At 72.7% G+C, this 13,402-nt stretch carries 10 protein-coding genes; 5 read left to right on the forward strand and 5 right to left on the reverse strand.

The window, feature by feature from the left end; genetic code table 11:
- Positions 1-186: 186 nt before the first annotated feature.
- A complete protein-coding gene (locus tag ACW14Y_RS26220) occupies positions 187-1,872 on the forward strand; it encodes an acyl-CoA mutase large subunit family protein (protein WP_380300451.1) in 1,686 nt (561 codons plus the stop codon).
- A 71-nt stretch (positions 1,873-1,943) separates the two neighbouring features.
- On the opposite strand, the gene ACW14Y_RS26225 is transcribed toward ACW14Y_RS26220, so the two are convergent.
- Positions 1,944-2,504, reverse strand: a complete 561-nt coding sequence (locus ACW14Y_RS26225; protein ID WP_045941595.1) for a TetR/AcrR family transcriptional regulator — start codon at positions 2,502-2,504, stop codon at positions 1,944-1,946.
- Positions 2,505-3,042: 538 nt separating this feature from the next.
- Between ACW14Y_RS26225 and trxA the strand changes: the two genes are divergently transcribed.
- The 4 genes from trxA to ACW14Y_RS26245 all read left to right on the forward strand — a co-directional run bounded on the left by trxA (position 3,043) and on the right by ACW14Y_RS26245 (position 7,541).
- Positions 3,043-4,038, forward strand: coding sequence for a thioredoxin (trxA, locus tag ACW14Y_RS26230; RefSeq protein ID WP_380300450.1), 996 nt, complete (start codon positions 3,043-3,045; stop codon positions 4,036-4,038).
- A 633-nt stretch (positions 4,039-4,671) separates the two neighbouring features.
- The gene (locus tag ACW14Y_RS26235; RefSeq protein ID WP_030392747.1) at positions 4,672-5,337 is read left to right on the forward strand and encodes a DUF6230 family protein; all 666 of its coding nucleotides are present in this window, start codon (positions 4,672-4,674) and stop codon (positions 5,335-5,337) included.
- Between the two features lie 126 nt (positions 5,338-5,463).
- Positions 5,464-6,099, forward strand: coding sequence for a DUF6114 domain-containing protein (locus tag ACW14Y_RS26240; protein ID WP_456983636.1), 636 nt, complete (start codon positions 5,464-5,466; stop codon positions 6,097-6,099).
- A complete protein-coding gene (locus ACW14Y_RS26245; RefSeq protein WP_456983637.1) occupies positions 6,096-7,541 on the forward strand; it encodes a hypothetical protein in 1,446 nt (481 codons plus the stop codon). Before ACW14Y_RS26240 ends, ACW14Y_RS26245 begins: the two co-directional genes overlap by 4 nt.
- A 74-nt stretch (positions 7,542-7,615) precedes the next feature.
- On the opposite strand, the gene pyk is transcribed toward ACW14Y_RS26245, so the two are convergent.
- The 4 genes from pyk to ACW14Y_RS26265 all read right to left on the reverse strand — a co-directional run bounded on the left by pyk (position 7,616) and on the right by ACW14Y_RS26265 (position 13,319).
- Positions 7,616-9,043, reverse strand: coding sequence for a pyruvate kinase (gene pyk, locus ACW14Y_RS26250; RefSeq protein ID WP_380300447.1), 1,428 nt, complete (start codon positions 9,041-9,043; stop codon positions 7,616-7,618).
- A 94-nt stretch (positions 9,044-9,137) separates the two neighbouring features.
- Positions 9,138-10,370 (reverse strand): acetate/propionate family kinase, encoded by a 1,233-nt coding sequence (locus ACW14Y_RS26255; protein ID WP_402723443.1) that lies wholly within the window; start codon positions 10,368-10,370, stop codon positions 9,138-9,140.
- Positions 10,363-12,495 (reverse strand): phosphate acetyltransferase, encoded by a 2,133-nt coding sequence (pta, locus tag ACW14Y_RS26260; RefSeq protein ID WP_380300445.1) that lies wholly within the window; start codon positions 12,493-12,495, stop codon positions 10,363-10,365. Before pta ends, ACW14Y_RS26255 begins: the two co-directional genes overlap by 8 nt.
- A 152-nt stretch (positions 12,496-12,647) precedes the next feature.
- Positions 12,648-13,319, reverse strand: coding sequence for a hypothetical protein (locus ACW14Y_RS26265; protein ID WP_456983638.1), 672 nt, complete (start codon positions 13,317-13,319; stop codon positions 12,648-12,650).
- Between the last annotated feature and the right edge of the window lie 83 nt (positions 13,320-13,402).

Genomic DNA, 13,402 nt, shown 5'->3' on the forward strand with positions numbered 1-13,402 from the left:
CCGAGGCCGCAGAGGTCGTCGAGGGCGCCCTTCCCCGTCCGGGGGAGGGCGCCCTTTCGCATGCTCCCGGTGCGCTTGGCCGGGTGTCCGTCGACAAATAGTAGGACGTCCGAGTAAATTGGTAGGACGTCCTAATAGCTGTGCCGCCCGTTGCTGTGGCGGCCGTACTGAGCGGAGTTCGGGGTCATGGACGCCGAGGAGATCGAGCGCGGACGGCAGCGCTGGCAGCAGCGGTACGACAGCTCCCGCAAGCGGGACGCGGACTTCACCACCCTCTCCGGGGACGACGTCGAGCCGGTCTACGGCCCGGCCCCCGGGCAGCCCGTCGAGGGCTTCGAGCGGATCGGCTGGCCCGGGGAGTACCCGTACACCCGGGGCCTGCACGCGACCGGCTACCGGGGCCGGACGTGGACCATCCGCCAGTTCGCCGGCTTCGGCAACGCCGAGCAGACCAACGAGCGCTACCGGATGATCCTGGAGGCGGGCGGCGGCGGCCTCTCGGTGGCCTTCGACATGCCGACCCTGATGGGCTACGACTCGGACGACGCGCGCTCGCTCGGCGAGGTCGGCCACTGCGGCGTGGCGATCGACTCGGCCGCCGACATGGAGGTGCTGTTCCGCGGCATCCCGCTCGGCGAGGTGACCACCTCGATGACGATCAGCGGCCCGGCCGTGCCGATCTTCTGCATGTACCTGGTCGCCGCCGAGCGGCAGGGCGTCGACCCGGCCGTGCTCAACGGCACCCTGCAGACCGACATCTTCAAGGAGTACATCGCCCAGAAGGAGTGGCTCTTCGCCCCCGAGCCGCACCTGCGCCTGATCGGCGACCTGATGGCCCACTGCGCCGAGGGCATCCCGGCCTACAAGCCGCTGTCGGTCTCCGGCTACCACATCCGCGAGGCCGGGGCGACGGCCGCGCAGGAGCTGGCGTACACCCTGGCCGACGGCTTCGCCTACGTCGAACTGGGCCTCTCCAAGGGCCTGGACGTGGACGTCTTCGCGCCCGGCCTGTCGTTCTTCTTCGACGCGCACCTCGACTTCTTCGAGGAGATCGCCAAGTTCCGGGCCGCCCGGCGGATCTGGGCCCGCTGGATGCGCGACCGGTTCGGCGCGAAGACCGACAAGGCGCAGTGGCTGCGGTTCCACACCCAGACCGCCGGCGTCTCGCTCACCGCGCAGCAGCCGTACAACAACGTGGTCCGCACCGCCGTCGAGGCGCTCTCGGCGGTGCTCGGCGGCACCAACTCGCTGCACACCAACGCCCTGGACGAGACCCTGGCGCTGCCCTCCGAGCAGGCCGCCGAGATCGCCCTGCGCACCCAGCAGGTGCTGATGGAGGAGACCGGCATCACCAACGTGGCCGACCCGCTGGGCGGTTCCTGGTACGTCGAGGCGATGACCGACCGGATCGAGCAGCAGGCCGAGGAGATCTTCCGGAAGATCCTGGACAAGGGCCGGGAGGACCACCCGATCGGCCCGATCACCTCCGGCATCCTGCGGGGGATCGAGGACGGCTGGTTCACCGGCGAGATCGCCGAGGCGGCCTTCCAGTACCAGCAGTCGGTGGAGAAGGGCGAGAAGCGGGTCGTCGGCGTCAACTGCCACCCCCGCAGCGTCACCCCCGAACTGGAGATCCTCCGGGTCAGCCACGAGGTGGAGCGGGAGCAGGTCCGGGTGCTGGGCGCCCGTCGGGCGGCCAGGGACGAGGCCGCGGTCCGGGCCGGGCTGGACGCGATGCTGGCCGCCGCGCGGTCCGGCGCGTCGATGATCCCGCCGATGCTGGACGCGGTGCGCGCCGAGGCGACCCTCGGCGAGATCTGCAACGCCCTGCGCGAGGAGTGGGGCATCTACCGGGAGACCGCCCGGTTCTAGTCTCCGCGAACGGTCGGGCCGTCCGGTGCCCTGCGGCGCCGGACGGCCCTTCGGCGTGCCTCCGGCCGCCCTCAGTCGCCGAGCAGGCTCGGGAACGGTCCGAGCAGCAGGCCGGTGAACCGGCGGGTCCACTCCGGGGTGATCGGCTCGCCGCTGACCAGCACCCGGTGCTCGACCGTCCCGGCGATGGTGTCGAAGATGATGTCGATCTCCTCGCGGGCGGTGGCCTCGTCGCAGTCCGGGGCCAGCTCGCCCCGGGTCTGGGCGGCGGACCGGCCCTGCCGGACCAGCCGCTTCTGCGGATCGACGATCGCCTCCCGGATCCGCCGCCGCAGCTGGCGGTCGCGGGTGCCCTCGGCGAACAGGGCGAGCAGCGCGGCCTGGGTCTCCGGACGGGCCAGCAGATCGGCGAACTGGGTCACCACCGCCTCGATGTCGGCCCGCAGGCTGCCGAGGTCGGGCATCACCAGCTCGTCGAAGAGGCTCGCGACGGCGTCGACCACCAGCTCGTTCTTGGACGGCCAGCGCCGGTACAGGGTGGTCTTGGCGACCCCGGCCCTGGTCGCGACGTGGCCCATGGTCAGTCCGCCCCAGCCGAGTTCGGCGAGGGCCTCGCGGGTGGCGTCGAGAATGGCGCGGTCGGCGGCGGCGCTGCGCGGCCGCCCCTTGGCCCGGGCCGCGCCCCCCTCGGGGGTCTCCGGGGAGCGGGCGGGGGGCGGGAGCCCGGGGCCCCGGGGGGCGTCCTGGGGGGCCTCGGCCGGGCGGACCTCGTGCGGCGGGGTCGCGGGTGGCTGGGGGGCCGGCACCGGGCCTCCTTGCGATTTACCGGTAAGTAACTTGGGTGGGACCGGTAACGGTAGCGACTCCTCCGCACCCAGGTCAGCCGGGGCGCCCGGGAAAGTGGCTCAGCTCACGTCGGGGGACTGCCGATAGGGGTTGCGGCGGGTGACCCCGGTCCAGTTACGCTACGACTCGTAGCGAAAGCGACGACCAGGCGCCGCGTCCCCGTGGGACGGGAGCGGCGCGGGCGCGGATGGGGATCCGCGCCGAACGGTTCAGGCTACCCGGAGGTGGGTCCGCCACCTCGGGAAACGGGACCGCGCAGCCCGCGCGGGGCGTTTTCCGGGAGGTTGGTGCCCACCGGCGGCGCGAGCGGGGGAGGATGGTGCCATGCAGCCACGGAATTCTCGTCTCAACAGTGCCGCCCTGCGTGGCGCGGTCGACCTCGCCGCAGTGAAGGCAGCCGGCGAGGCTGCCCAGAAGGCCGAGCAGGCCAGGGCCGAGCGGGCCCGCCAGTCGGCCGCCGCCGAGGAGGCCGGGCTCGCCCCGGCCGGGGTCGGCTACGAGCTCGTCATCGACGTCAACGAGGACACCTTCGAGACCGAGGTCGTCCAGCGGTCCACCGAGGTGCCGGTGGTCGTCGACTTCTGGGCCGAGTGGTGCGGGCCCTGCAAGCAGCTCAGCCCGATCCTGGAGCGCCTGGCCGAGGAGTACGCCGGCCGGATCGTGCTCGCCAAGATCGATGTGGACGCCAACCAGCTGATCGCCCAGCAGTTCGGCATCCAGGGCATCCCGGCCGTGATGGCCGTGGTGGCCGGCCAGTTGGTGCCGCTGTTCCAGGGCGCCGAGAACGAGGCCAACGTCCGCAAGGTGCTGGACCAGCTGATCCTGGTCGCCGAGCAGCGCTTCGGCATCGTCGGCGGTACCGGCGCTCCGGCCGAGGGTGCCGAGGCCGCCGCCCCGCAGCGGCCGGAGGACCCGGCGCTCTCCGCCGCCCACGACGCGCTGGACCGGGGCGACCTGGCGGGCGCCGTCCAGGCCTACAAGAACGTGCTGGTCGAGCAGCCGGGCAACACCGAGGCCAAGCTCGGCCTGGCCCAGGCGCAGCTGCTGCACCGGGTCGAGGGGCTGGACCCGCAGGCGGTCAGGGCGGCCGCGGCCGCCGACCCCAAGGACGTCGCGGCCCAGCTGGGGGCGGCCGACCTGGACCTGGTCGGCGGGCACGTCGAGGACGCCTTCGGCCGGCTGGTGGTGACGGTCGGCAAGACCTTCGGCGAGGACCGGGACGCGGTCCGGGTGCGGCTGCTGGAGCTGTTCGAGGTGATCGGCACCGAGGACCCGCGGGTCACCGCGGCACGTCAGGCGCTGGCCCGGGTGCTGTTCTGAGCCCTGTGCCGAGTCCGCCGGGCCGACGCTCCAAGTCCGGCCGGTGACACGGCGGATGACCTGCGGTGCCGCCTGGTGATTTGGCGACAATCCGGTCATCGCGTCTGAGGTTTACCAAATCTTGACAACACCCGTGGACGGTCACGACATGTGACCGTCCACGGGTGTTTCACTGATGTTTCCGAGGGATTTCGCCCTCACCAATCCTCCATTTCGTCACTCTGCGTGGTTTTCCGGCCGATTCCATGATCGTTTCGGCTCGTATGGGATTACCCGTCAGTAATGCGACCTCTTGTGCTCAGCCCGGGATTCGAGCAGCATCGGCACGCCCGGTCCCCACGATTCGACCTCCGCCGGCAGCCGGTCGGCGGACCCGACGCTGGGGATCCCCACCGGGCTGCCGACGGCCACGCCGTCGGCGAGAAGGCAGGGGGGTATCCGCTCCCACGGCGGTTCCTGTCCTTCGTAAGGCCGCGCTGCCCGCGCGGTCACTGGTTGTCGCTCGGGGGGATCGTCCGTGTTGCCACGGCGCTCTCCGCTACCGAGGACGTAGCTCTCTCCCATCCCAGGCCCCCATTGACGCGGGACGCGCCACCGGGGAGCCGGAGATGTACGTCCAGAAGGAGGACACGCATGTCCCAGACCCACGGCAAGACCCGCTGGAAGCGCTTCGCCCTGGTGATGGTCCCGAGCATCGCGGCCACCGCGATGGTCGGTGTCTCCATCGCCAACAGCGCGCTCGCCGCCTCGTTCAGCGTCTCCGGCCAGCAGTTCAAGGTGAAGACCTCGTACCTGAAGGGCGACAACTTCGCCCAGTTCGGCGCGGTCGACGTCGAGGCCAACGGCACGCTGCACCCGGTCGCGGTCTCGGCCTTCGACGACGCCGAGATCCACAACCTCTGCCAGTCGGTCGTCACCGACCTGTCGCGCCTCGGCCTCGGCAAGATCACCCTCCAGCTGAACGCCGGCAACGACGAGAAGAAGCCGGTCACCGCGCACAACCTGCTGATCGACCTGGAGCAGCTGGACGCCGACGCGACCTTCACCGACATCAACATCGGTCAGGACGCCTCCACCCTCACCGGTTCGGCCACCCAGGGCTGGCACGGCCACCCGGCGCTGAAGGAGGCCGGTGCGAAGCTCCCGACCGGCGCGGTGGGCTTCTCCCAGGCGGCCAAGCAGGCCGTGCTGACCGACGTCAAGCAGACCGCCCGGGCCACCTCGGCCGGCACCTTCGTGCTCAACGGTCTGAGCCTCAAGCTCAAGAGCGGCGACGGCGCGGGCAACGAGTGCTTCTGAGCCCCTGCTGAGGGCGTGCCCACCGGCACGCCCGAGTGAGGGTTCCCACGCGGGCCGGGGGCGGCGAACACCGCCCCCGGCCCGACCTCAAGTTCTTCCCTCGTAGAGACATCGAGGAGCTGCACCATGTCCAGCGCAACGGCCGAGGCTCGGCCCGAACATCGGAACCTGGCCGGGGCGTTCTGGCGGGGCTTCCGTAACTTCCGCCGCTCCAGGCCCTTCTGGGGCGGCCTGCTGGCCATGATCGCCGGCGTCCCGATCCTGTACTTCCCCTACGCGCACCTGTCGTTGGGCGGCGTGACCATCGCCATGTCGACCACGGCCGGCGCCGGTTCGCTGATCATCGGCGTGCTGCTGATCATCCTCGGGCTCACCGCCTGGTTCCAGCCCGCCGTCCGGATCTTCGCGGGCGTGGCCACCACGCTGCTGATCCTGGTGTCGATCCCGGTCTCCAACCTCGCCGGATTCGGCATGGCGCTGCTGCCGGGGCTCATCGGCGGCGGACTGATGATGGCCTGGGCCAAGCTGCCCGAGCCGACGGTCGCCGCCGGGGTCGAGGCGGCCGAGGGGACGACGGCCGAGTCCGTCGCCACCGAGCAGCCCGCCGCCGCGCCCGCCGCGGCGGAGCCGGTCACCCAGGAGCCGGTCACCCAGGAGCCGGTCACCCAGGAGCCGGTCGCCGAGCAGCCGGTCGCCGAGCAGCCCGCCGCCGGGGCGAGCGTTCCCGCGCAGCAGGCCGCGGAGCCCAAGGAGGTCCGGTGAGCGACCCGCGCGAGGAGCGTCCCGAGTCGGCGGAGCGCCGTGCGCCCCGGCACGCGGCGCCCCGCACACCCGTGCGGCTCCGGCTGCGCGGCCGGGCGCTGGCGATGGCCGCGGTGCCGACCGCGCTGCTGATGGCCGCGACCTACACGCCGAACCCGGCGATCGCGGAGACCGCGGCCAGCAAGCCGTGCGCCACCGCCCCGGACGCGCCGCCGAAGGTCGTCGAGACACCGGTGCCCAAGAGCGAGCTGCCGCCGCCGATACCGGGCCCGTCCGTCCCGCTGCCGGAGGCGCCGGCCACCGTCGAGCCCGAGCCGACGGCCGCACCCGGGACCGGTCCGACGACGGCGCCCGCGACGCCGCCCGCCGAGACCGCTCCGACCGCGTCCACCGCGCCCGCGCCCGCCCCGGCGGCCACCGCGGCCGCGCCGCAACCGGCCGCCACCAAGGCCCGCACGGCGGGCAGCGGCGGCGGGGTCGTCCAGGCCGGACTCATCGGCGACATCGTCGGCGGTGTCACCGACCTGCTCCTCCCGGGTGCCGCGCCGAGCCCGACGGCCACCGCGAGCCCGTCCGCCGGGACCCGTGCCGTCGCCCCGGCCGCCCCCGCGCCCACCGCGTCGGGCACCGCGCCGTCCACGGCCCCGGCCGGCACCGCCGCGCCGACCGCCCCGGGCACCACGGCACCCGTCACCACCGCGCCGGCCACCACCGCGCCGACGAGCCCGAAGCCCACCGCCGCGCCCTCGACCGGCGCCCCGGCCACCGGCAGTGCGGCGCCCTCCGCGTCGGCTTCCGCGAAGACGCCCGGCAAGGCGTCCGCGAAGCCCGCCGCCGGGAGCGCCGCGGCGACGCCGTCCGCCTCGGGCACCCCGTCGAAGGACCCGAACTGCCTGGTCGACAGCAAGGCGCTGAGCCCGGCCGGCAAGCCGCCGGACAACCCGATCCTGGTGCCGGACCAGAACTGGACCCTCCAGACCAGCCGGCTCACCCTGAACCACGCGGTGCTGCTGGGCGTGGTCAACGTCCAGACGCCGACCGGCACCAAGCGGGTGCTGAAGTTCGAGGTCGAGACGGTCGACATCGAGAACCTGCACATGACGACGCTGCAGGGGAACGGCAAGACCTTCCATGTGAAGGGCGCGCCGGGCTCGGTCTCGACGATGCGCAAGGGCCCGGTCACCATGTACGTCGAGCGGCTCTCCGGCCACCTGGCCAAGGTGCTCGGCCTGCCGATCCCGATCGACCTGGGCGAGCTGACCCTGACCCCGGACGGGCCGCTGCCGCAGTGGCTGTACGACCTGATCGGCCAGCTCCAGGTGCCGCTCTGGATCGAGCTGACCGGGGTCACCGCGATCCAGTCGGGCCAGTTCGGCGGGACCCTGAAGATCCCCGGCATGAAGCTCTACAACGACGACCAGCCGTACCCCGGGGCGGCCTGATCCCGGACCCGGGTACGACCGTGGGGCGGCCCCTCCGCTTGGAGGGACCGCCCCACGGGCGTTGTTCCGCGTGCTTACGCGCTGCGGGTGCCCAGGTGGTGGACCTGGACCATGTTGGTGTTGCCGGGGATGCCGGGGGGCGAGCCGGCGGTGACGATCACGGTGTCGCCCTCGTTCAGCTCGCCGATGCGCAGCAGCTCGCCGTCGACCTGGGCCACCATCGCGTCGGTCGAGCCGACCTGCTCGGTGACGTGGGCCTCGACGCCCCAGCTCAGCGAGAGCTGGTTGCGGGTGGCGTTGTCCGGGGTGAACGCGATCACCGGGATCGGCGAGCGGTAGCGGGAGAGCCGGCGCGCGGTGTCACCGGACTTGGTGAACGCGACCAGCGCCTTGCCGTTGAGGAAGTCGCCCAGCTCGCACGCGGCGCGGGCGATCGAGCCGCCCTGGGTGCGCGGCTTGCGGCCCGGGTTGAGCGGCTGCAGGCCCTGGGAGAGCAGCTCCTCCTCGGCCTTCTCGCAGATCCGGCTCATGGTGCGGACGGTCTCGATCGGGTACTTGCCGACGCTCGACTCGGCCGACAGCATGACCGCGTCGGTGCCGTCCAGGATGGCGTTGGCGACGTCGGAGACCTCGGCGCGGGTGGGGCGCGAGGCGTGGATCATCGACTCCATCATCTGGGTGGCGACGATGACCGGCTTGGCGTTCCGGCGGGCCAGGGTGATCAGCTGCTTCTGGACCAGCGGCACCCGCTCCAGCGGGTACTCGACGGCCAGGTCGCCGCGCGCCACCATGATCGCGTCGAAGGCGAGGACGATCTCCTCCATGGCCTCGACGGCCTGCGGCTTCTCGATCTTGGCGATGACCGGCACCCGGATGCCGACCTCGTCCATGACCGCGTGCACGTCCTTGACGTCCGCGGCGTTGCGGACGAAGGACAGCGCGACCATGTCGACGCCCAGCCGGAGCGCGAACCGCAGGTCGTCCTTGTCCTTCTCGGACAGGGCGGGCACGTTGACGGCCGCGCCGGGGAGGTTGATGCCCTTGTTGTTCGAGAGCACGCCGCCCTCGACGACCACGGTCCTCACCCGCGGGCCGTCGACGCTGACGACCTCCAGGGCGATGACGCCGTCGTTGATCAGGACCGGGTCGCCGGGCTTGACGTCGCCGGGCAGGCCCTTGTAGGTGGTCCCGCAGATGTGCTGGTCACCGGGGACGTCCTCGGTGGTGATGGTGAACTCGTCGCCGTTGTCGACGGTCACCGGACCGTTGGCGAAGGTCGCCAGACGGATCTTGGGACCCTGGAGGTCGGCCAGGACGCCGATGGCCTTGCCGGTGTCCTCCGAGACCTGGCGGACCTTGCGGTACCGCTCCTCGTGGTCCGCGTGGGTGCCGTGGCTCATGTTCAGTCGGGCGACGTTCATGCCCGCCTCGACGATGGCCTTCAGCTGTTCGTAGGAGTCCGTCGCGGGACCCAGGGTGCAGACAATTTTCGCTCGGCGCATATCGATCAGTCTATCCGTTCGTGTTATGGGTGCATTCGGCCCGAATGGAAAGGAATCGCCGACGAAGGATTTCGCGGAGCGAGACGACGGAGGGTCAGTTTTCGGCCGATCGGTGCACCAGGGCGAAGGTCTGCCGGGCGATCTCCAGCTCCTCGTCGGTCGGGACGACGGCGACCGCCACCCGGGCGCGGCTCCCGGACGTCAGCAGCGCGGGAGAGATGATCCTCGGCTCGCGCGAGCGTACCGAGTTGAGCTCCGGATCGACGGCGATGCCGAGTTCCTCCAGGTCGGCGGTGACCGCCGCGCGCACCGGCGCGGCGTTCTCCCCGACCCCGGCGGTGAAGGCGATCGCGTCCACCCGGCCGAGGACCGCGTAGTAGCCGCCGAGGTACTTGCGGGCCCGGTGGACGTACGCGTCGAAGGCCAGCCGCGCGTCCGGGTCGCCCGCGTCCGCGCGGCGCATGATCTCGCGCATGTCGTTGTCGCCGCACAGGCCCAGCAGCCCGCTGCGGCGGTTGAGCAGGTCGTCGATCGCGTCGACCGACAGTCCGCCGACCCGGTGCAGGTGGAAGACCACGCCGGCGTCGATATCACCCGAACGAGTGCCCATCACCAGGCCCTCCAGCGGGGTCAGGCCCATCGAGGTGTCGACGCAGCGCCCGCCGCTCACCGCCGAGGCGGAGGCGCCGTTGCCGAGGTGCAGCACGATCACATTGACCTCGGCCGGGTCCTTGCCCAGCAGCCGCGCGGTGGCCCGCGAGACGTACTGGTGCGAGGTGCCGTGGAAGCCGTAGCGGCGCACCCGGTGCTCGTCCGCCACCTCCCGGTCGATCGCGTACCGGGCGGCGTACTCCGGCATCGAGGCGTGGAAGGCGGTGTCGAAGACGGCCACCTGCGGCAGGTCGGGGCGCAGCGCGCGGGCCACCTCGATGCCGGTGATGTTGGCCGGATTGTGCAGCGGTGCCACCGGGATCAGCCGGCGGATCTCCCGCAGCACCTCGTCGGTGATCACGGTCGGCTCGGTGAACCGCAGCCCGCCGTGCACCACCCGGTGGCCGATCGCGGCCAGCTCGGGGGAGTCCAGGCCGAGGCCGTCGGCGGCCAGCTCCTCGGCGACCGCCTTGAGCGCCGCGCCGTGGTCGGGGAAGGGCTGGGCGGCCTCCCGCTCGGTGCCGCCGCGCGGGGTGTGCGCCAGCCGTCCGCCGGCCTCGCCGATCCGCTCGACCAGGCCGGAGGCCAGCCGGGCGCCGTCCAGCATGTCGATCAGCTGGTACTTCACCGACGAGGAGCCGGCGTTCAGCACCAGGACCCGGGTACCCTCACTCACCCCTGTGCTCCTTACGCTCCTGGGACTGGATGGCGGTGATCGCCACCGTGTTGACGATGTCCTGCACCAGCGCGCCGCGCGACAGGTCGTTGACCGGCTTGCGCAGTCCCTGGAGCACCGGTCCGACGGCGACCGCGCCCGCCGAGCGCTGCACCGCCTTGTAGGTGTTGTTGCCGGTGTTGAGGTCCGGGAAGATCAGCACGGTCGCCCGCCCGGCCACCGCCGATCCCGGCAGCTTGGTCGCCGCGACGTGTTCGTCCACCGCCGCGTCGTACTGGATCGGACCCTCGACCAGGATGTCCGGGCGCAGCTCGCGGACCAGCTCGGTGGCCTTGCGGACCTTGTCGACGTCCGCCCCGGAGCCGGAGGTGCCGGTCGAGTAGGACAGCATCGCGACCCTCGGCTCGACCCCGAACTGGGCGGCGGTGGCGGCCGACTGGATGGCGATGTCGGCCAGCTGCTGGGCGTCCGGGTCGGGGTTGACCGCGCAGTCGCCGTAGACCAGCACCTTGTCCGCCAGGCACATGAAGAAGACGCTGGAGACGATGGCCGCGCCCGGCGAGGTCTTGATCACCTCGAAGGCGGGCCGGATGGTGGCGGCGGTGGAGTGCACCGCGCCGGAGACCATGCCGTCGGCGATGCCCTCCTGGACCATCAGGGTGCCGAAGTAGGAGACGTCGGTGACGACGTCCAGGGCCAGTTCCACGGTCATGCCCTTGTGCGCCCGCAGCTTGGCGTACAGCTCGGCGAACTGGCGGCGCAGCGGGCTGGTGGCCGGGTCGACGATCCGCACCTGGGCGCGGTCGGCCCCGGCGTCCGGCTCCGGCAGCGCGATGCCCAGGGCGGCGGCCTTGCGGCGGACGGCGTCGACCTCGCCGAGCAGGGTGAGGTCGCAGATGTTGCGGCGCAGCAGGATCTCGGCGGCGCGCAGCACCCGCTCCTCGGTGCCCTCCGGCAGCACCACGTGCCGACGGGCCGCCCGGGCCCGCTCCAGCAGCGCGTGCTCGAACATCATCGGGGTCACCCGCTCGGACCGGCCGACCTCGATCAGGTTCGTCAACTCGGCGGTGTCCACGTGCAGTTCGAACAGTCCGAGGGCGATCTCGGCCTTCCGCGGGCTGGCCGAGGAGAGCTTGCCCTCCAGATGGGTCAGGGCGGCGGCGGTCAGCCAGCTGCCCTCCGGGACGACCGCCACCGGGGTGCCGGGGGCCAGCCGGGCGGCCAGCGCCATCACGTTCGGGCCGGGGTGCTGGCCGAGGGTGAGCAGTACCCCGGCGATCGGCGGGGCACCGGCGGCGTGCGCGGCCAGCGAGCCGATCACCAGATCGGCGCGGTCGCCGGGGGTGACGACCAGCGCCCCCTCGGTCAGCGCGTCCAGGAAGGTCGGCAGCATGGCGCCGCCGAAGACGAAGCCGCGCACGTCCCGGGCGAGGCCGGAGGCGTCGCCGATCAGCACCTCGGCGCCGGTGGCCTCGACCAGCTGGGCGACGGTCGGCGCGGCCAGCGCCGGCTCCTCGGGGATGACGTAGGCGGGGATCGGGAGCTTCTCGGTCAGCTTGCGCTGGACCGGCTGCTTGGCCGCCGGGGCGACCCGGTTGGCGACCATCGCCAGGGTCTCGCAGCCGAGGTCGGTGTACGCCCGGTGGGCGTTGCGGACCTCGGCGATCACCGCGTCCGCGTCCTCGCCGTGGCCGCCGACCACCGGCAGCACGGCGGCGCCGAACTCGTTCGCCAGCCGGGCGTTGAAGGCCAGCTCGTCGGGGATGTTGGTGTCCGCGAAGTCGGTGCCCAGCACCAGCACGGCCTCGCAGCGGCGCTCCAGCGCCCGGAACCGGTCCACCAGCACCGAGACCAGCTCGTCCTGGCCCTGGGCGGCCTGCAGCGCGGCGGCCGCCTCGTAGTCGAGGCCGTAGAGATCGGCCGCCGGCAGGTCCAGCCGGTAGCGGGCCCGCAGCAGCTCGACCACGTGGTCGGAGCCGGCGGCGCCCTGCGCGGAGGCGTGCACCAGCGGACGGAACACCCCGACCCGGTCCACCTGGCGGGTGAGCAGCTCCATGACCCCGAGCTCCACCGCCTGCCGGCCGTCGCCCCGGTCGATCCCGGTCACGTACACGCTGCGCGCCACGCGGTTCTCTCCGTCCCGTCGTCTCAGGAAGTGGTCATATCGACCATACATTCGCACCGTGAACACGCGTCGGCGAGCGGAGCGGTCGCGCGGGAGCAAGGGCCGAAGGTCACCGGGGCACGCTCCCGCGGGCGCGGGTCCGAGGGCCCGTCCTACGGGGAGCGGTCGGGGCCGGTGAGTCCGACGGCGACGCCGGCCGGCCGCTCGGTGATGGACAGCAGGGTGATCCGCTTGTCCAGCAGCCACCCGTGCCGGCGGGCCAGGACGAGATCCGGCCCGGTGCGCCAGCCCTCCGCCGTCAGCCGCTCCCGCAGCCGGCGGGCGACCTCGGCGGCGGACCGGCCCTCGGTGCTCACCACCGTCAGCTCGCGCACGCAGGTGTGCAGGCCGCAGTCGTGGTCGGGGCCGCTGTCGTGCGCGACGGCGAGGCCGGGCGGCAGTGCCAGCTCGGAGCGCTCGGGCGAGAAGGGCTCGTGGACGGCGAGCTGGTAGAGCAGGCCGACCACCAGGCCGAGCAGCGCGTGCGCGGCGGTCAGGGCGATCGCGGCGGTCGTCCGGCCGGACCCGCCGGCGGGCCGGTGGCCGCGCCGAAGGTGCTCGGCCAGGGCGCCGAGCAGCACGACCAGCCCGGCGGCGAGCGGATAGCCGGCCTGCGACTCCGCGACGGCCCGGCTGTGGAACCACCCGTACTCCAGGCCCACCGGGACGACCGCCAGCGCGGCCAGCACCGCGGCGACCACCGCCCCGACCGCCCTGGTCCGCGCCAGCACCGCCCAGCAGACCAGCGGCAGCAGTACGTACCCCCACCCCAGCACCGTCCCCACGAAACTCCCCCCGGTCCCCACCGACGTCCCCGGCGGTGAGCTTAGGGCGTGTCCTCGGATCGCGCCGGGCGGTCGCCGACGGT

The sequence above is a fragment of the Kitasatospora sp. cg17-2 genome (assembly GCF_054031055.1).